Genomic DNA, 17829 nt, shown 5'->3' on the forward strand with positions numbered 1-17829 from the left:
CCCTGCCTGCCTCGCGAGGACAAGAGGCGGCCTAGAAGCGGTGGGCGCCGTGGGCGCCGAGGGCCACGTTCAGTTGCAGCATGAACTCCAGGCCGCGGTCGCGATCGCCGTGGTCATCGACAAAGTCGTTCTGCGACAGTTGGGCACGCAGGAAGACCGGCTCCACCGGGCGGAAGGTCACCTGGGCGGTGTGGCGATAGGAGGTGCCGAAGGTCTCGCCATCGCCGCGGCCGACGTCGTTGCTCAGGCCCAGGGCCTCGGCGCGCAGGCCGGCCTCCCAGCGCGGGGCAAAGCCGTAGACACCCTGGACGTAGATCCCGTCCTGCTGGTTCTTGAACGACTGTTCGTTACGCACGAAGCCCACCGGTCCGTTGCCGTCGGCTTCGAAGTTCACGTCACGCCGGTCGACGTCGATCTCGCGGTAGAAGTATTCGCCCTGCAGGCGCCAGTCACCATGGCCGTAGGCGCGGCCCGAGCTGTACTTGTACACCGCGTCCACTCCGGCGAACCAGGCGCTGCCGTCCCAGTCCTCGAAGCGGGTGGAGTGTTCGTCCGTCACCTGGTAGCTACGCGCATAGCCGCCGGAGACGCCGAACTGCGCCGCGTGGTCCGGCCCGAGATCCGGCCCGAACTTGGCAAAGGCGGTGACCAGGCGCGGCCCGGAGCGGTCGCGCAGGATGCGCTCCTGACCGTTGAGAGCCGACTGGCCGCCCTCGTAATTGGCGATCCCGCTGGTCTCGCCCTGCAGCAGTTCGACACCCAACTGGGTGTAGGTCGCGGTAGGGGCGAGCCAGGTGGCCTGTACGCCGGTTTCCTGCAGGCCGTGGTCGCCGAACAGGTACTCGTTGACCAGCGGGCGGTTCACGAAGTCCCACTCGTGGCCGTGGCGGCTGTTGATATAGCCGATGTCGGACAGAAACTTGCCGGCCTTGATCTGGAAACCGCCGGGCAGGGCGCGGGTGGTCAGGTAGGCCTCTTCAACCTCGATATCGCTGTCGTCGAAGCCAAGGGTCAGGACGCCGTCGAACAGATCGCCCAGTTGCGCGTCCAGCTTGATTTCGGAGTGCCCAAGATTGAAGCCATCGTCGAAGCCGTGGTCATCGCCGTGGCCGTGGCCATGATCGTGGCCGTCATCGAAGCCGGCAGGCGAATCGTTGCCGTGCGAAAGTTCGTTGTAGTAGACGCCTTCGAGAATCAGGGATGCATCCAGGCCCCAGGACGAGTTGTCGCCACCGGCAGTCCATTGCGCCGCGGCGGCTCCGGGCGCGGCGAGAGTCAGGGCGGTCAGGCCGGCGAGGACCGGGCGGGCGTACGGAGTGCGAGGCATTTTGGGCTCCTGGTTGCGCGGCAGTCTGCTGTTCTGGACAGTGCCAATCAACGGAAATGGGCTGTTATAGCGTAACGATCGGCCGATAAACGTTATACAATAACAGTTCGCGATTCAACCCTGATCTTGCGCGCCGGTGCGGTGCCGGTCAGTCGCCTGGAAGGCCGGCGAGGGCGAAGGCGTCGCGCCAGGGTTCCAGCTTCTCGGTCAGGCTGAGGCGGGCGTTGGCGGGACTTGTGGAGGGCAGGCGCAGGGCCTCGACGCCCAGGGCGCGGGTCTCGCGGATGCGCCGCGCGCTCTCGGCGCCGTTATGGACGATCACGCGCAGGCCCGGGGCCTCGCGGGTCAGGCGGGCGAGATCGTTGGGGACCGGGGCGCGGATGGCGCTGTCCAGGCTCCCCTCGCGTGAGCAGGCACCGTACACGTCCCAGAGGCCCACGCCGTGGTCGAGCAGGCGCTGGATACGCTCGGGGTAATCCATTTCCGGGAAGGGCTCGCCCAGAATCTGCCCGACAATCGGCCAGAACTGGTTGCGCGGGTGGGCGTAGTAGGCCTGGGCTTCCAGGGAGGCGACGCCGGGAAAGCTGCCCAGCACGATCAGGCGAGTGTCCGCACGCAGAATGGGCGGGAATGCCTCAAGAGTCGGCGCGGCGGCGGTCATCCGGACGTCGGTGTAGGCCGGAGGCGTCAGGCGCGGTCCTGCTGACCCCGGCGGCAGTCGCCGCACTGACCGTGCAGCTCCACCATGCGCGACTCGATGGCGAAGTCCTGGGCCTCGGCCTCGTCCTCCAGCGCCTGGCTGGCCGGCTCGGGGGTGTGGAATTCGGTGATCTGGCCGCAGCCGTCGCAGATCATCAGCGCCGACTCGTGGCGCTCGCCGGGATGCGAGCAGGCGACGAAGCCGTTCAGGCTCTCGATGCGGTGGATCAGGCCCTGCTCCAGCAGGAAGCCCAGGGTACGGTAGACCGTCGGCGGCTTGATGCTGTGATCATCGGAGGACAGCGCGTGGATCAGGTCGTAGGCCTTGATCACGCCGTCGGTGCGCAGGATCTGTTCGAGGATACGCCGGCGTTGCTCGGTCAGGCGCGCGCCATGGCGGGCACACACCCGCTCGGCATCGGCGAGGGCCTGTTTGATGTCCGGCGTCTGGGTCTCGGCGGCGGCAGTCATGCGCCAAGCATAGCCCAAACGTGCCGGGCGCCCGAAACGCCCTGCTGTTCAGGCGGGGCTAGTGACGGTGGTCGCTTTGACCTCGGCCTCGGTCAGCCGGGTCGCCTCCGGTCGGGCGAAGATCTCGGCGGACCAGCGGGCGCGTTCGGCCGCCGGTTCGGTCTCGCGTGCCACCATGTGGGCGTCCACAGCGGTGATCCGGTGGTCGAGACCCTCGCCGTTGGCGATCTGGATGGCAAGGCCTGGACGGGCATTGAGCTCCAGGATCAGTGGTCCGCGGTCGGCGTCGATGACCACGTCCACCCCCAGGTAGCCGAGCTGACTCAGTTCAAAGCAGCCGGCGGCCAGTTCCATCAGCTCATCCCAGCCGGGAATCTGCAACCCGACGATGCTCTGCTCGCTGTCGGGGTGTTCGCGGCAGGGGTTGTTGTAGCGCACCCCGCCGATGGTGCGGCCGGAACCGAGGTCGATGCCCGTGCCGACCGCGCCCTGGTGCAGGTTGGCCTTGCCATCGGAGTCCTGCGTTGGCAGGCGCATCATCGCCATCACCGGGTAGCCGCGATAGACCACCGTGCGAATGTCCGGCACGCCGCGATGCGCGACGGCATCGAAGACCGAGGAAAAACGGACTCGCTGTTCGATCATCGCGACATCCGGGCGCCCGCCCAGGCTGTACATGCCGGAGAGGACGTTCGAGATGTGGTCGTCCAGCTCGCTCAGCTCCATGGCGCGGCCGCCGGCGCGCCGCGGGCGGTCGCCGCGCCAGCCTTCGATCACCAGGATGCCGTCGCCGGCGGCGCCATGCGCCGGCTTGATCACGAAGCCGTCTTCATACTCCCGCAGCTGGCGCCGCACGTCGCGGATCTGGCGGTGGGTGCGCACGACCCCGTAGAGGTCGGGTACGGACAGGCCGGCGTCCAGCGCCAGTTGCTTGGTCTGCAGCTTGTCGTCCACCCGCGGGTAGAAGCGCCGGGCGTTCCAGGCGGCGATATAACGGGCATTGCGGGCGTTCATACCCACGATGCCCTGCTCCTTCAGCAGCTTGGGGCGTACGAAGCGCGGCAGCCAGGCGGGCATCAGTCGGTCCTCCGCATCGCGTCCTGGATACGTCCGAAGCGGAACAGTTCGGTCAGGCGGTAGCCGGTGTAGCGCCCCAGCAGCAGGGTCACGGCCAGCAGCACCAGCAGCAGTTCCGGGAACACAAACAGGAGATGCTCCAGCTGGCGGTTGGCCATCAGGCCGTAAGCGGCGGCCGCGACCACCAGGCTGCCAATGCCCTGGGTGATGGCATCGGCGGGGCCGTGTTCCTCCCAGACCACCGACATGCGCTCGATGGTCATGGCGAGGATGACCATCGGGAACAGTGACAGCGCCAGGGCGCGCTCGAAGCCGAGCTGGTGCGACAGGATGCTGATCCCGAGCATGAGCATGATCACCACGCTGACCACTGCCGCCAGGCGCGGGACCAGTAGCAGTCTGAGGTGCTCGAGGTAGAAGCGCACCACGAGACCCAGCGACACGATCAGCGTGAACAGGATGATCCCGGCCAGCAGCTGGGTCTCGCGGAAGGACAGTGCGATCAGCACTGGCATGAAGGTGCCGAAGGTCTGTATCCCGATCACGTTGCGCAGGAACACGATGATCATCGCGCCCAACGGCACCATTAGCAGTACCCGGTAGGTGTTCTGTGTGCCCAGCGGCAGGTTCAGGGTGGAGAAGTCGAGGATGCGGGTGTCGAGGGTGTCGCCGAAGCGCTGGATGGTCGCGAGGGCGTCTTGGACTCCGCGCGATACCGCAAACCGCACCTCGGCATTCTCGCCGTTGGTGATCTCCAGCAGCGGGGCGTCGCCATGGGCCCAGACGACCACGTCGGACGGATATTCGATTTCGCCCGTCTCCGGGTCGATGGGCACCCAGCGCCGGGTATTGTGGACCTCCAGCCAGGTCTGCGGCTCGATATCCCGGCGCCCGTCAATCAGTCTCAGGGCGGTCACCTGCCGGGCCGGGATGCGGGCGGTGGCGAGGAGTTCGATCAGGGTCTCGGTGCGGCTTGCGCGGTCGTCGTCGCTCTCGATGAACACCGCGGCGTTCGACGACGGCGCGGCGTTGGCGAGGTCGTTGACCAGCACCGATGCGAAGCTCTGGATATTGGACGAACGGCTCCGAACGTCGTCAATCAGGGCGTCGGCGGCCGAGCGATAGGGCTCGGTCCAGTCGGGTACGGCCACCGGCCCGGGGTAGTCCGACTCCGAGCGGTCATTGCCGTCGCGGTAGAGCGTGGCGCGGTAGTACAGCACCTGTTCGCCCCGCGGTTGGCGCGTGGTCCAGTGTGCCAGGCGGTCTTCCGCCTGGGCGAGGGTGTTCAGCCCGTAGCCGCGCGAGACGAAGCCCTCGTCCAGGATCGAAAAGTTGGGCAGGCGGTGCGGGATGCGCAGTTCCACCGAGGCCGCGCCGCCGGTGGGCTGGTAGCGCACGCGCGCCTCCACCAGCCAGGTTTCGGCGGTGGCGTCCGGCTGCAGGGGCATCCCCAGCGCGCTGACCTTGTAGGCGAAGACCCCGAGCCCGATCGCGCTCAGCAGCACGATGAGGATCGGCAGGTGGAAGCGCCTCACTGGTCATCCGCCGGACAGTCCGGGGCGCGCAGATGTTCCTCCCCGGAGTCCACCAGGATGTGTCCGGCCATGTGGCTGCGCCCGATCAGGGTCTGGTAGGTGAGGGCCGTGCGGTCGATCAGGCTGGTGTCAGCGGTCAGCAGCCGGTCGCCGATGCAGAATTCCATGCGCACCACCGGGCGTTCCTGCGACTCGCCGCTGTGGCGGCGGATGCGCACGATGCGTTCGATCGGGCGTTCCAGGGTGATGCGCGCGTCCTCGTCGTCCGGATCGATGATCTCGAAGCGGATCCAGTCCTCGCCGTCCTTCTCGAAGCGTTCCTTGTTCAGCGCATTCAGGGACGAGGAGGTGGCGCCGGTATCCATGCGTGCCTCCAGCACAACGTCCTCCTCGACGATCTTCACGTTCTCCACCGCGCCCAGAATGGCCATGGAGGGACTCGACTCGTGCGCCATGGCGGATTGCGCGAGGAACACGAATCCAAGCAGCATGGTCGGCAGAAGGGATTGGGTTAAGCTGGGGCGACGGGCGGCTGGGGCAGTCACGCAGTCTCCTGAAGTTTACAAAACACGGAATGTTAGCTGATCACACTTGCCAGCCCCTGTTAAGGGGTTCACAAACTTCGGGAATGTTCAGGATTCCCGTGGAGTCCGGGAGTTGCCATGCGCTGGGTAGTCGATCTCGCCGATCTGACCATGAACGATGTCGCGAAGGTGGGCGGCAAGAATGCCTCCCTGGGCGAGCTGCTGGGGCAGCTGGGCGCGGCGGGGGTGCGTGTGCCGGGCGGGTTCGCCACCACCGCGGATGCCTATCGCGCGTTGCTGGCGAAGGATGGTCTGGACGAACAGATCAAGGCGCGCCTGACGGATCTCGATATCGACGACATCGAGGCCCTGCGGGCGGCCGGTCGCGAGGTGCGCGGCTGGATCGAGCAGGCCGAACTGCCGGGCGAGCTGGAACAGGCGGTACGCGAGCATTACGCGCAGCTGGGCGATGACGTGCCGGTCGCCGTGCGTTCGTCGGCCACCGCCGAGGACCTGCCCGAGGCCTCGTTCGCCGGGCAGCAGGAGACCTTCCTCAACGTGCGCGGCATCGACCCCCTGTTGCAGCGCTTGCGCGAGTGTTTCGCCAGCCTCTACAACGACCGCGCCATTGCCTACCGCGTGCACAACGGCTTTGCGCACGACGAGGTCGCGCTGTCGGCCGGTATCCAGCGCATGGTGCGCTCGGATGTCGGCGCCAGCGGCGTAATCTTTACCCTGGATACCGAGAGCGGCTTCCGCGACGCGGTGTTCATTACCGGGGCCTGGGGCCTCGGCGAGACGGTGGTGCAGGGCGCGGTGAATCCCGATGAATACCAGGTCTACAAGCCCGCGCTGGCAGCCGGCAAGCGCGCCATTATCGGTCGTACGCTGGGCACCAAGGCCGTGCGCATGGTGCTCACCGAGGATGGCACCCACACCGAGGACACCCCCGAGGACCTGCGCCAGCGCTTCTGCCTGTCGGATGCCGATGCCGAGCAGCTCGGGCGCTACGCGGTGGCCATCGAGCAGCACTACGACCGGCCGATGGACATCGAGTGGGCGCAGGATGGCGAGACCGGCGAGTTGTTCATTGTCCAGGCCCGCCCGGAGACCGTAGAGAGCCGGGTCGAGCTGGGCGCGGGCGCGCGCTACGAACTGGCGCCGCACGAAGCCGAGCCGCTGGTCACCGGCCGGGCGATCGGCTCGAAGGTGGGGGCCGGTATCGTGCGCGTGCTGGATTCGCCGGATGCGATGCACACCATGAAGGAAGGCGACATTCTGGTCGCGGACATGACCGACCCCGACTGGGAGCCGGTGATGAAGCGCTCGGCCGCGATCGTGACCAATCGTGGAGGACGCACCTGCCACGCGGCGATCATCGCCCGCGAGATGGGCATCCCGGCGGTGGTGGGTTGCGGCGATGCCACCGAGGTGCTCTCCGATGGCATGGAGGCGACTGTCTCCTGCGCCGAGGGGGATGACGGCCACGTGTACCCCGGCACGCTGGAGTACACGGTCAAAAAGACCGATATCGGCGAATTGCCGGAGCTGCCGGTCAAGCTGATGCTGAATGTGGCCAACCCCGGGCGGGCCTACGCCTTTTCGCAACTGCCACACGCGGGGATCGGTCTGGCCCGGCTGGAGTTCATCATTAACGGCACCATCGGCGTGCACCCGCTGGCGCTGCTGGACTATGCCGAGGACCCGAACCGCCTCGAGCCCGAGGTGCAGGAGCAGATTGCCGAACGCCTGCGCGGCTTTGACGACGGCCCGCGCGAATTCTTCGTGCGCAAGCTGTCCGAGGGCATCGCGACGCTGGCGGCGGCCTTCGCGCCGGAGCCCGTGATCGTGCGCCTGTCGGACTTCAAGTCCAACGAGTACGCCCACCTGCTCGGCGGCGTCGGGTACGAACCGCAGGAAGAGAACCCGATGCTGGGCTTTCGCGGGGCCTCGCGCTATCGCTCGGAGACCTTCCGCCCGGCGTTCGCGATGGAGTGCGAGGCATTGCGCCGGGTGCGCGACGACATGGGGCTGGACAACGTGCAGGTCATGGTCCCGTTCGTGCGCACCCTCGCCGAGGCCGAGGACGTGATCCGGGTGCTGGGCGAGGAAGGCCTGCGGCGCGGCGAGAACGGTCTGAAGGTCGTAATGATGTGCGAGATCCCGTCCAATGCGCTGCTGGCCGCGCGCTTTCTCGAGCACTTCGACGGGTTCTCCATCGGCTCCAACGACCTGACCCAGCTGACCCTGGGGGTCGACCGCGATTCGGGCCTGGTGGCGGATTCCTTCGACGAGCGCAACGATGCCGTCAAGGCGCTGCTGAGCATGGCGATCCGGGCGGCCCGGCGGGCCGGCAAGTACGTCGGGATCTGTGGTCAGGCCCCCTCCGACTATCCGGAGCTGGCGGTCTGGCTGATGAACGAGGGCATCGAGTCGCTTTCACTGAACCCCGATTCGCTGCTGTCCACCTGGGAGCAGCTCGCTCGGGTGCGGGATTCCGGCGATGACTGAGGCCGTCGTCACGTGCCCGCAGGTCTACCTGGTCTCGGACGGGACCGGGATCACCGCGGAGACGCTGGCGCGTTCGCTGTTTACCCAGTTTCCGGGGGTCGACCCCGCGTGGCACCGCCTGCCCTTCGTGCAGACCCCCGGCCGCCTGGCCGGCGTGTTCGCCCGGGCCGCAGCCGGTCCCCAGCCCGCTCTGGTCGTGGCGACCCTGGCCAACGCCGATCTGCGGGCCGATCTGCGGCACAGCCCGGTGCCGGTGATCGATGTGTTCGGCGAGCAGGTGGAACGGCTGGAGAACCTCCTGGGGGTGACGGCGCAGTCGGTGTCCGGGCGCGCCCACGGCATGGGCGACGTCACCCGCTACGACCGGCGCATCGAGGCCCTGAACTACACCCTCGCCCATGACGATGGCCTGGCGATCCAGGATCTGTCGGTGGCCGACGTGGTGTTGCTGGGGGCCTCGCGTTCCGGCAAGACGCCCACCAGCCTCTACCTGGCCATGAACTACGGGTTGTTCGCGGCGAACTACCCGCTGGTACCGGAGGACCTGCGCCAGGGCGACATCCCGCACATGCCCGAGGGGCTGCGCGGCCTGGGCGGGCGCCTGGTGGGACTCACGATCACGCCCCAGCGCCTGGCGCAGATCCGCGAGGGCCGGCGGCCGGACAGCCGCTACGCCAGTCTGGCCCAGTGCCGGGCCGAGTGCGTGGCGATCCAGGAGTTCTTCGACATCTGGCGTATCCCGCATCTGGATGTGACCGAGCTGTCGATCGAGGAGATCGCTACCCGGGTGCGCGACTGCATGGACGCCCGCCCCGGCGCCTGAGGGCACGGGACGCGGCCGGCCGCGTCGCGGCTTGGCATCCCGCCGGGCTTGCCGGAGAATGGGCGGCTGACCCGCCGCACTCCAAGGAGCCCGCATGCCCGCCGCCGGAACCGGACAAGAGATCGCCATCTTTCTCGTCAGCGTTGTCTTCGGGATCTACATCATCCTGCTGATCCTGCGCACGATCTTCGGCCTGGTGCGGGCCGACTACTACAACCCGATCTCGCAGACCATCGTGATGCTCACCGACCCGCCGTTGAGGGTGCTGCGGCCCGTGATCCCGTCGGTCGGGCGCGTCGACCTGGCCGCGATTGTGCTGATGATCGTGCTCAAGTTCATCGAGATCTGGCTGCGCGTGCTCATCGTGGGCGTGGATGTCGGGGTCGGGCTTATCCTCGCCGTGACGATCCGCGAACTACTGACCACGGTGATCTGGGTGTTCATCATCGCGTTGATCGTGGAGGTGGTGATGAGCTGGATCCAGGCTGGGGGTGGCGGCGCCGCCAACAACCCCATCATGCGTCTGGCCGGGGCGGTGAACCGCCCCATCCTTGGCCCGCTGCGCCGGGCCCTGCCCAACACCGGTGCGATCGATTTTTCGCCAATGATCGCCCTGGTCGGGCTTTATATCCTGCTGATTATCGTGCGCTCTTTCTGAGCCCCGTCCGCGCCGCCGGCGCGGCCGGTCGTTTCCCCCGTTTCATCGGACGCAAAAGCGGCTAGACTCGAAGACAGGGGTGCCTGGGTGTGTGCCGCCGCAGGGCCCCGCTTTCCCAACCAGGCAAAGGAGTCATCCATGGCAAGAGTGCATCGGGTCATTTCCGGCTTTCTCGTCGCGTTGGCGGCGGTCGCTCTCGGCAGCTCGATTGCATCCGCCAACGAGGCGGAGTTCGACAATTACGTCGTCCACTACAACGTGATCAATACCACCTTCCTGTCCCCGGAGGTCGCGCGGGCCTACGACGTGCGGCGCAGTTCCAACCGGGCGATGGTCAACGTCAGCGTCATGGAGCGTGGTGACAACGGCCTGCAGGCGGTGTCCGCCGAGGTGACGGGGTCGGCCACCAACCTGAACGACCAGATGCGCAACCTGCGTTTCCGCGAGATCCAGGACGGTGATGCGATCTACTTCCTCTCCGAGGTGACGGTGCGCAGCGGAGAGACCCTCGAATTTGCGATCGATGTCGCCCCGGCGGGCAGTGAACGCGTGCTGCCGGTACGCTTCTCGCGCGACTTTTTCGTGGACTGAGCGCGCTTCGAATCCCTGTAACGGAAGCCCCGTCCGAGCGGGCGGGGCATCACATGAACACGCTCAGCAGCATCCACGCGCCATACATGGCGACCCCGCCGCCGGCGACCCGGCGGACCCAGGGGCGGCGCACGAAGGCCGCCAGCCGCGCGGCGAAGACCCCCATCAGCAGCAGGTTCGGCAGTGTGCCCAGGGCGAAGGCGCCCATCAGGGCGGCGCCTTCCAGCGCTCCGCCGGCGCCGAGGGACCAGGCCAGCACGCTGTAGACCAGTCCGCAGGGCAGCCAGCCCCACAGGCCGCCGACCATCAGCGCCTGGCCCGCGTGACGCACCGGCAGAAAGCGACGCCCCAGTGGCTCGATGCGGCGCCAAAGCACCCCGCCGGCCTGTTCCAGGCGGGCCAGGACCGGCCACCAGCCGGCAAGATAGAACCCCAGCAGGATCAGGAATATCGCGGCAAAGCCCTGAAGGATCGCCTGGCCGGCCGGCAATCCGCCGAGGAGACTCGCCCCCAGCCAGCCGGCCAGCGCCCCGGCGATGACGTAGCTCGCCATGCGCCCGAGGTTGTAGGCCAGCAGCAGATCCAGGCCCGGCCCGCGCCGGTCGTGGCCCATGGAAATCGCACCGACGATGCCGCCACACATCCCCAGGCAGTGAACCCCGCCGAGGATACCCACGGCGAGGGCGGCCAGCAGGGTGCCCGGGTCACCCATCCGTGGTGCCCTTCAGGCCGCCGTGCCTAGCTGGGGTCGGCCGCATCGCCCAGGACCTCGTGCTTGGTTCGGATGAAGGTGGAATGGGGCACGTAGAGCAGATCCGCCAGATGCCGGATCACGGCCTCCTGGCGCTTGTGCAGGTCACGATTGGCCCACGCGGCGCGCCACAGGGCGCGCATGATGTCGGCCTTCTGCGCGGCGTCGAAGGCGGCGTTCACTTCGCGCACCATCGGGTGGATGGAGATCAGTTCGTCGCTTTCCTCCCGGGCGATCTCCAGCATCGCATTGGCGGTGTCGGCATCCAGCCGGAACAGGTCGACCAGGCTGGCGCGTACCGACTCGAGTTCCTCCGCGTGCAGCTGGAAGTCGGCCCGGCAGACCTCCATGATCAGCGCCGCGGCGGCGCGCTGCAGGCGCTCCCCGGGGTCGCCCTCGGCGCGGTCGCTGCGTTCGGCGCCGAGCAGGCGCTGCCAGTGGCTGCGTAGTTGTTCGATCACGTCTTGGTCTCCGTGGTGTTGCGCTGCGCGGGGCATTGCGTATGGTGCCCGAATGGAACCTGTCCGGCCCGAATCCCCCGATCTGCTCCTGCTCTCCGGCGGCATCGAAAGCAGCGCCTTGCTGGCGCAGCGGCATGCCGCCGGCCAGTCCATGCGCGCCGTCTGGGTCGACTACGGGCAGCGCAATGCCGCGCGCGAATGGACCGCGGTGGAGCACCTGTCGGCGGTCTACGGTTGTGCCCCCATCGCGCTGGATCTCCAGTCCCTGCGCACGGCCTTCACCCGCCGCAACGACTGGGTCGGGCACGTGCCGCTGCCCCAGCGCAATCTGCTGGTGCTGGCGCTGGCGGTCAACCTGGCCGCGCATCACCGGGCCGGACGCATCCTGCTGGCCTTGAATCGCGAGGACCAGGGGCACGGTCCGGGCTCGCAGCCCGGGTTCGTGCAGCAGGTCTCGACGCTGGCGACGACCCTGGTGCCGGGGCTGCGGGTCGAGGCGCCGCTGATCGGGCAGTCCAAGGCGGAGATCATCGCGGCGACGGATCCGCTGGGGATCGACTGGGGCCGCACCTGGAGCTGCCTTCTGGCACAATCCCGCCAGTGCGGGCGCTGTCCGCAGTGCAAGGCCCGGCGGGCCGCGTTCGCCGCGGCCGGCATCCCCGACCCGACCGACTACCGCGAAGCGCCCCGATGACCGATTCCGCCATTCCCCGTCATGTGTCCGAACGCCTGGAGATCGCCATCCTCACTGGCGAGACCCTGCAACTCAATTGGGCCGAGCCGGCTTCCAGCCAGGCATGGTGGGGCAAGGTGACCCCGCGCGAGCTGCGCGAGGCGGACGGGTATCACTGGCTAGACGGCGAGTGCGAGGGGCGGCCGGTGCAGATCCGTCTGGATCTGATCCGCAACCTGCCGACCCCGGTCAAGTAGCCGCCGGACCCCCTCCCGCCGTGCCGCTCGTCGCGGGCAGGCCGGGCAGCAGGTTCGCGAGCGACTCCAGCAGCAGGAATTCCTCGGAACGCACGGGTTCGCCGCGCTCGTCCGGGTAGCGCATACCGCGCAACTCGGTGATCCCCGCCGTGGCGGCGCTGGCCAGCGCCAGCAGGTTGTCGTCCACCAGCAGGGTCCGCGCGGGATCGTACGGCGCGACCCGCTGCAAACGTTCCCAGAACGCGGCATCTTCCTTGGCGCAGTCGAGGTCGTGGGCGGAGACGATGGTGTCCAGGCGGTCACCGATACGGGTGAGCTGGTGCTTGAAGGCGTAGACCTGCGGGTGGGCGTTGGTGACCAGCACCCGCCGCCGGCCCGCCATTTGCAAGGCATCGAGGACCTGATCGGCATGCGGTTTCAGAGCGATGTGATGGGCCAGTTCGCGCTTCAGTCCGAGGATGTCGAGGCCGGTGAAGCGGGTCCAGTGGTCCACGCAGTACCATTCCAGCTTGCCGCGTACCCGCTGCATCTCGTCCTCCAGCCGGCGGCGCGCGCATTCCGGGTCGTCCGGGTGGCAGCGGATGTACTCCTGCGGGATCAGCTCGCGCCAGAAGCGGTTGTCGAAGTGCAGGTCCAGCAGCGTACCGTCCATGTCGAACAGAACGGTGTCGATTCGGGCCCAGTCCACCGCGAGTGCGGGGGTGTGCGGATTTTTTTCGGGATCTTGCAGGTCCACAGCTGACGGCAACATGAAAGAGGGTGATGACGATGACCCCCATGGTACCCCAATCGCGGTTTCTGCCCGCGCCCTTGTTCCTCGCGCTCCTGACCCTGCCACTGGCGGCGCAGGGGATGGACCCTGGCGACCCGGACTACGATCCGCTGGAGGATGATTCCCTGTGGGGCGAGACGGTCTCCCCGGACCAGACCCAGACCACCAGTCCGGAGCTGACCTTCCTGCTGGAGGAACCGGACCGGACCCCGCATCACCACCAGAACCAGATCCGCATCACGCAGTCCTCGCTGGAGGATGGCTGGGCCGATCTGCGCCAGTGCCACAACGACGTGGCGGCCATTCGGCGCATGGTCATTGTGTACAATGAAGCCGTCATCGACGAGCTTCAGGTCGAGTCCACCCGCAACATCGAATCCGCGCGCGCCGAAGGCGATCGCGTGGACCTGCGCGGGGTGCAAGAGGACGCCGAGGTCTGCGTGACGGCGCGCATGAAGATCGTCGAAGACGAAGGGGATGGCGTCTACCGCCTGGAGAACGGGCCGTTCGTGCGCCGCTTCCTGGATGGCTACTTCCCGATGCGCGTCACCATGGCCGTGAGCTGGGGCGATCTTGACCTGCGTCTGGCGGAGACCGATCCGGCCGACCAGGAGGGGTTCGAGGTGGTCACCTCCGATCATGGCTTCATGTTCGACACCCTGTTCGAGGGCGAACTGCGTACTCTGGTGCGGCTACGCAACAGCCACTGACCGCCCGGGAGGGCGCATGAGCCGAGACAAACCGGATGTCCAGGGGCGGCGCACGGTCGCCACCAGCCGCCTGTTCGAGGTGGAGGAACTGGACCTCGAATTCAGCAACGGCGCGCGCACCTGCTTCGAGCGCCTGGTCAGTCGCGGCCACGGGGCGGTGATCATCGCTCCGGTGCAGACCGACCGGACCGTCCTGTTGATCCGTGAATACGCCGCCGGCACCCACCGCTACGAGCTGGGCCTGCCCAAGGGACGCATGGAGGCGGGCGAGGACATCCTCGCCGCCGCCAATCGCGAGATCATGGAGGAGGTCGGCCACGCCGGGCATCGCCTGACCCATCTGGGCGCGCTGACCGTCGCACCCGGCTACATGGCTCACCAGACCCACCTGGTGCTGGCCGAGGACCTGTATCCGCGGACCGCGGAAGGTGACGAGCCGGAGGCGCTCGAGGTGGTACCCTGGTCGCTGGATCGCCTCACCGAGCTGGTCGCCCGCGAGGACCTGACCGAGGCGCGCTCCATCGCCGCGCTGTACATGGTGCGCGATTACCTCGACGCTTGAGCGCAACCCTGCCAAGCTAGACGGAACGTTCCGGGAAAACGGGAGTTCCCCATGCATGCTCCGCCGAAGGATTCGGCTCTTACTGCCCTGATGCACGAGGTGGCTGCGCTGGCCGACCTGGCCGGCCATGCGATCCTCGAGCTCTACGAGACGCGCTTTGCGGTCACCGAAAAGGCCGATCATTCGCCGCTCACCGAGGCCGACCTGGCTGCCCACCGAATCCTTGCCAATGGGCTGGCCGACATCGACCCCGATTGGCCCGTGTTGTCGGAGGAGGGGCAGGACGTGCCCTTCGAGCGCCGTCGCCAGTGGCAGACCTACTGGTTGATCGATCCCCTCGACGGCACCCGCGAGTTCGTCAAACGCAGCGGCGAATTTACCGTGAACGTGGCCTTGATCCACAACCACGAGCCGGTGCTGGGCGTCGTCTGGTGCCCGGTGCTCAAGCGCCTGTACGCCGGTCATCGCGACGGCGTGGCGATCCGGCGTGACGAGGATCAGCCCCCGCGGGATATCGCGGTGGCGCGCGAGCGCATCGGGACGGAGCACCCGCTGGTGGCCGGCAGTCGTTCGCACGGCGCGGAGCGGCTCAAGGTCGTGCTGGAGCGGCTGGGGCCCCACGACCTGGTCAGCATGGGCAGCTCCATGAAGCTGTGCCTGGTGGCCGAGGGGGCGGCCGACATCTATCCGCGTCTGGGCCCCACCAGCGAATGGGACACCGCCGCGGCCCATGCCGTGGTAAAGGCCGCGGGCGGACGGGTGGTCGACCTCAACGGCGAGGATCTGCGCTACAACACGCGCGAGAGCCTGCTGAACCCGGAGTTCCTGGTGTGCGCGGGCAACCCCGACGCCTGGCTCCGGCGCCTGGGGCTTCCGGACACCTGAAGCCCGGCCCGCGCGCGTCAGGCGGCGCCGTTGGTGCGCGAGGGTGCCACCGGTTCCGGGATGATGTCCCAGATCTGGTTGGCGTAATCGCGCACCGTGCGGTCGATGGAGAAGTACCCCATGCGCGCGACGTTCAGGATAGCCGCCTCGGCCCACGCGGTGCGGTCGGCGTACAGGGTGTCCGCGCGTTCGCAGGCCTCGGTGTAGGCCGCATAGTCGGCGATCACGAAGAAGGGATCCTCGTGGCGCAGGTACCGGCCGAGGTCGCCATGGGTTCCCGGGTCGTCGCAGGTAAAGAACCCCGATTCGATCATCTCCACGGCGGCGGCCAGGTTGGGCTGCTGCGCCAGAATCGCCTCGGGGTTCGGGCCGTTACGGCGATGTTCGACCACCTCGTCGGCGGTCATGCCGAAGATGAAGATGGACTCCTCGCCGACCGCATCGCGGATCTCGATGTTGGCGCCGTCCAGGGTGCCGATGGTCAGCGCGCCGTTCAGCGCGAGCTTCATGTTGCCGGTGCCGGAGGCCTCGAACCCGGCGGTCGAGATCTGTTCGGAGACATCCGCGGCCGGGATGATGATGCTGGCCGAGCTGACCTCGTAGTTGGGGAAGAACACGCACTTCAGGCGGTCGCCCACGGCCGGGTCGTGGTTCACGATGTCGGCCACCTCGTTGATCACCTGGATGATGCCCTTCGCCCGGGCATACCCCGGCGCCGCCTTGCCGCCGAACAGGACCACGCGCGGCGCGACGTCCTCGCCGGCGCGGATGCGGCGGTAGAGATCCACCACGTGCAGGAGCTTCAGCAGCTGGCGCTTGTACTCGTGGATGCGCTTGATCTGCACGTCGAACATCACGTCCGGGTTCAGTTCCACGCCGGTGCGTTCGCGCACCAGGTTCGCCAGGCGCACCTTGTTGGCGCGCTTCACGTCCAGGAAGGCCTTCTGCAGGTCGGCGTCATGGGCATAGGGCTCAAGGGCGCGCAGGCGGTCGAGGTCGTACTGCCAGTCGTTGCCGATGCGCTGGCCCAGGAGCTCGGTGAGTGCCGGGTTGGCCTGGATCATCCACAGGCGCGGGGTCACGCCGTTGGTGACGTTGACGAAGCGTTCCGGCCACAGGTTGTAGAAGTCCTCGAACAGGGTCTCCTGCAGCAACTGGGTGTGCAGCGCCGCCACGCCGTTGACGCGGTGTGACCCGACCACCGCCAGATGGGCCATGCGCACGCGCCGGCCGTTTTGCTCGTCGATAATGGACAGCCGCGCCAGACGGTCGTTGTCGCCCGGATAGCGGTGGCGTACCTGTTCCAGGAAGTCGTGGTTGATCTGATAGATGATGCCCATATGGCGGGGCAGCACGCGCTCCATCAGCTCCACCGGCCAGGTCTCCAGGGCCTCGGGCATCAGGGTGTGGTTGGTGTAGGCAAAGGTGCGCCGGGCGAGGTCCCAGGCGCGGTCCCAGGACAGTTCGTGGCAGTCCACCAGCAGGCGCATCAGTTCCGCCACCGCGATGGCCGGGTGGGTGTCGTTCAGCTGGATCGCGACCTTGTCGGGCAGGGCATCCAGGTTGTAATCCAGCGCCAGGTGGCGATCCAGGATGTCCTGCAGCGAGGCGGAGACGAAGAAGTACTCCTGTTTCAGCCGCAGTTCCTTGCCGATCGCGGTGGCGTCGTTCGGGTACAGGACCATCGAGATGGTCTCCGACTCGGCCTTGTCCGCCACCGCGCGGATGTAGTCACCCTCGTTGAAGTAACGCAGGTCGAAGTCGCGGGTGGCCTTGGCCGCCCACAGGCGCAGATTGTTCACGTTGCGCCGGCCGTAGCCCGCCGTCGGGTAGTCGTAGGCCATGGCCAGGACTTCTTCGCCATTTTCCCAGGTGTAGCGGGTCTCGCCTCTGGGATGGTGGTGCTCGACCACGTGGCCGTAGAAATGGATCGGGTACTTGCGGTCCGAGCGCGGGAACTCCCACGGGTTGCCGTAGCGCAGCCAGTTGTCCGGGTGCTCGACCTGGTGGTAGGGCTCGAATTCCTGCCGGAACATGCCGAATTCGTAGCGGATGCCGTAGCCGTAGCCGGGGTAGCCCTGGGTCGCCAGCGATTCCAGGATGCAGGCGGCCAGGCGTCCCAGGCCGCCGTTGCCCAGGGCCGCGTCGTCCTCGAGATCGAGGATGGTGTCCAGGTTGACGCCGAGATCGGCCATCGCCTGGCGGGCCGGCTCGAGGATGCCCATGTTGCGCAGGTTCGCCTCGAGCATGCGCCCGATCAGGTATTCCATCGACAGGTAGTAGACGCGCTTGACGTCCTCGTCGGCGAACTGCCGGCGGGTCAGGAGACGACGCTCCACCATGCGCTCGCGGATGGCAAAGGCCAGCGCCTCCATCCAGTCGCGTTCGGTGGCCTGGCGCGGGTCCTCGCCGACCACGCGGACCACGGCATCGCGGATGGATTGCCGCAGGCCCTCCACGTCGTTGGGGAGATTGGGCAGGTGAGTCACTTCGGGGGCGGCCATCAAGGCGTCTCCAGAAAAGAGGTGAGGGGCCGCCGCTT

At 67.5% G+C, this 17829-nt stretch carries 19 protein-coding genes; 9 read left to right on the plus strand and 10 right to left on the minus strand.

Annotation, left to right across the window (positions count from 1 at the left end):
* Positions 1 to 31 precede the first annotated feature (31 nt).
* From F817_RS0106310 to F817_RS13745, 6 genes are all read right to left on the minus strand, one after another.
* Positions 32 to 1327, minus strand: a complete 1296-nt coding sequence (locus F817_RS0106310) for a hypothetical protein (protein ID WP_024326853.1) — start codon at positions 1325 to 1327, stop codon at positions 32 to 34.
* Between the two features lie 148 nt (positions 1328 to 1475).
* A complete protein-coding gene (locus tag F817_RS0106315; RefSeq protein WP_042799102.1) occupies positions 1476 to 1988 on the minus strand; it encodes a DNA-deoxyinosine glycosylase in 513 nt (170 codons plus the stop codon).
* Positions 1989 to 2014: 26 nt separating this feature from the next.
* Complete coding sequence (locus tag F817_RS0106320; protein ID WP_024326855.1) at positions 2015 to 2497, minus strand: Fur family transcriptional regulator; 483 nt, start codon at positions 2495 to 2497, stop codon at positions 2015 to 2017.
* 48 nt (positions 2498 to 2545) lie between these two features.
* Positions 2546 to 3574, minus strand: a complete 1029-nt coding sequence (locus F817_RS0106325; protein ID WP_024326856.1) for an alpha-L-glutamate ligase-like protein — start codon at positions 3572 to 3574, stop codon at positions 2546 to 2548.
* On the minus strand, positions 3574 to 5109 hold the full coding sequence (locus F817_RS0106330) for an inactive transglutaminase family protein (protein WP_024326857.1): 1536 nt from the start codon (positions 5107 to 5109) through the stop codon (positions 3574 to 3576). Before F817_RS0106330 ends, F817_RS0106325 begins: the two co-directional genes overlap by 1 nt.
* Positions 5106 to 5654, minus strand: coding sequence for an ATP-dependent zinc protease (locus F817_RS13745; protein ID WP_042799103.1), 549 nt, complete (start codon positions 5652 to 5654; stop codon positions 5106 to 5108). Before F817_RS13745 ends, F817_RS0106330 begins: the two co-directional genes overlap by 4 nt.
* A 117-nt stretch (positions 5655 to 5771) precedes the next feature.
* Between F817_RS13745 and ppsA the strand changes: the two genes are divergently transcribed.
* The 4 genes from ppsA to F817_RS0106355 all read left to right on the plus strand — a co-directional run bounded on the left by ppsA (position 5772) and on the right by F817_RS0106355 (position 10216).
* Positions 5772 to 8144, plus strand: coding sequence for a phosphoenolpyruvate synthase (gene ppsA, locus F817_RS0106340; RefSeq protein WP_024326859.1), 2373 nt, complete (start codon positions 5772 to 5774; stop codon positions 8142 to 8144).
* Positions 8137 to 8967 carry a pyruvate, water dikinase regulatory protein gene (locus tag F817_RS0106345; RefSeq protein ID WP_024326860.1) on the plus strand — a complete coding sequence of 277 codons (831 nt, stop codon included), beginning with the start codon at positions 8137 to 8139 and terminating at the stop codon, positions 8965 to 8967. The genes ppsA and F817_RS0106345 overlap by 8 nt, the downstream gene beginning before the upstream one ends.
* Positions 8968 to 9061: 94 nt before the next feature.
* Positions 9062 to 9625, plus strand: coding sequence for a YggT family protein (locus F817_RS0106350; protein WP_024326861.1), 564 nt, complete (start codon positions 9062 to 9064; stop codon positions 9623 to 9625).
* 138 nt (positions 9626 to 9763) lie between these two features.
* Positions 9764 to 10216 carry a DUF4426 domain-containing protein gene (locus F817_RS0106355; protein ID WP_024326862.1) on the plus strand — a complete coding sequence of 151 codons (453 nt, stop codon included), beginning with the start codon at positions 9764 to 9766 and terminating at the stop codon, positions 10214 to 10216.
* Between the two features lie 49 nt (positions 10217 to 10265).
* Here the strand turns inward: F817_RS0106355 and F817_RS0106360 are convergent, their stop codons facing one another.
* Entirely contained in the window at positions 10266 to 10928 is a 663-nt protein-coding gene (locus tag F817_RS0106360) for a sulfite exporter TauE/SafE family protein (RefSeq protein ID WP_024326863.1), read from the minus strand.
* A 26-nt stretch (positions 10929 to 10954) separates the two neighbouring features.
* A complete protein-coding gene (locus F817_RS0106365; protein ID WP_024326864.1) occupies positions 10955 to 11428 on the minus strand; it encodes a TerB family tellurite resistance protein in 474 nt (157 codons plus the stop codon).
* A gap of 52 nt (positions 11429 to 11480) precedes the next feature.
* On the opposite strand from F817_RS0106365, the gene F817_RS0106370 reads away from it, so the two are divergent.
* Both F817_RS0106370 and F817_RS0106375 read left to right on the plus strand, forming a co-directional pair.
* The gene (locus F817_RS0106370; protein ID WP_024326865.1) at positions 11481 to 12122 is read left to right on the plus strand and encodes a 7-cyano-7-deazaguanine synthase; all 642 of its coding nucleotides are present in this window, start codon (positions 11481 to 11483) and stop codon (positions 12120 to 12122) included.
* Positions 12119 to 12358, plus strand: a complete 240-nt coding sequence (locus tag F817_RS0106375; protein WP_024326866.1) for a hypothetical protein — start codon at positions 12119 to 12121, stop codon at positions 12356 to 12358. Before F817_RS0106370 ends, F817_RS0106375 begins: the two co-directional genes overlap by 4 nt.
* Here the strand turns inward: F817_RS0106375 and F817_RS0106380 are convergent.
* Positions 12351 to 13094, minus strand: coding sequence for an HAD family hydrolase (locus tag F817_RS0106380; protein WP_051132328.1), 744 nt, complete (start codon positions 13092 to 13094; stop codon positions 12351 to 12353). The genes F817_RS0106375 and F817_RS0106380 overlap by 8 nt on opposite strands.
* Before the next feature lie 41 nt (positions 13095 to 13135).
* Between F817_RS0106380 and F817_RS0106385 the strand changes: the two genes are divergently transcribed.
* From F817_RS0106385 to cysQ, 3 genes are read left to right on the plus strand one after another with little or no spacing between them, the layout of a single operon-like run.
* Positions 13136 to 13840: a hypothetical protein gene (locus F817_RS0106385; protein ID WP_024326868.1), complete on the plus strand. Its 705-nt coding sequence runs from the start codon at positions 13136 to 13138 to the stop codon at positions 13838 to 13840.
* Between the two features lie 16 nt (positions 13841 to 13856).
* Positions 13857 to 14402 (plus strand): ADP compounds hydrolase NudE, encoded by a 546-nt coding sequence (gene nudE, locus F817_RS0106390; RefSeq protein ID WP_024326869.1) that lies wholly within the window; start codon positions 13857 to 13859, stop codon positions 14400 to 14402.
* A gap of 51 nt (positions 14403 to 14453) precedes the next feature.
* Positions 14454 to 15287, plus strand: a complete 834-nt coding sequence (gene cysQ, locus F817_RS0106395; RefSeq protein ID WP_024326870.1) for a 3'(2'),5'-bisphosphate nucleotidase CysQ — start codon at positions 14454 to 14456, stop codon at positions 15285 to 15287.
* Positions 15288 to 15304: 17 nt separating this feature from the next.
* Here the strand turns inward: cysQ and F817_RS0106400 are convergent, their stop codons facing one another.
* Positions 15305 to 17791 carry a glycogen/starch/alpha-glucan phosphorylase gene (locus tag F817_RS0106400; protein ID WP_024326871.1) on the minus strand — a complete coding sequence of 829 codons (2487 nt, stop codon included), beginning with the start codon at positions 17789 to 17791 and terminating at the stop codon, positions 15305 to 15307.
* Positions 17792 to 17829: the final 38 nt, after the last annotated feature.

This window comes from Thioalkalivibrio sp. AKL19, assembly GCF_000420165.1.
Taxonomy (GTDB): Bacteria; Pseudomonadota; Gammaproteobacteria; order Ectothiorhodospirales; family Ectothiorhodospiraceae; genus Thioalkalivibrio.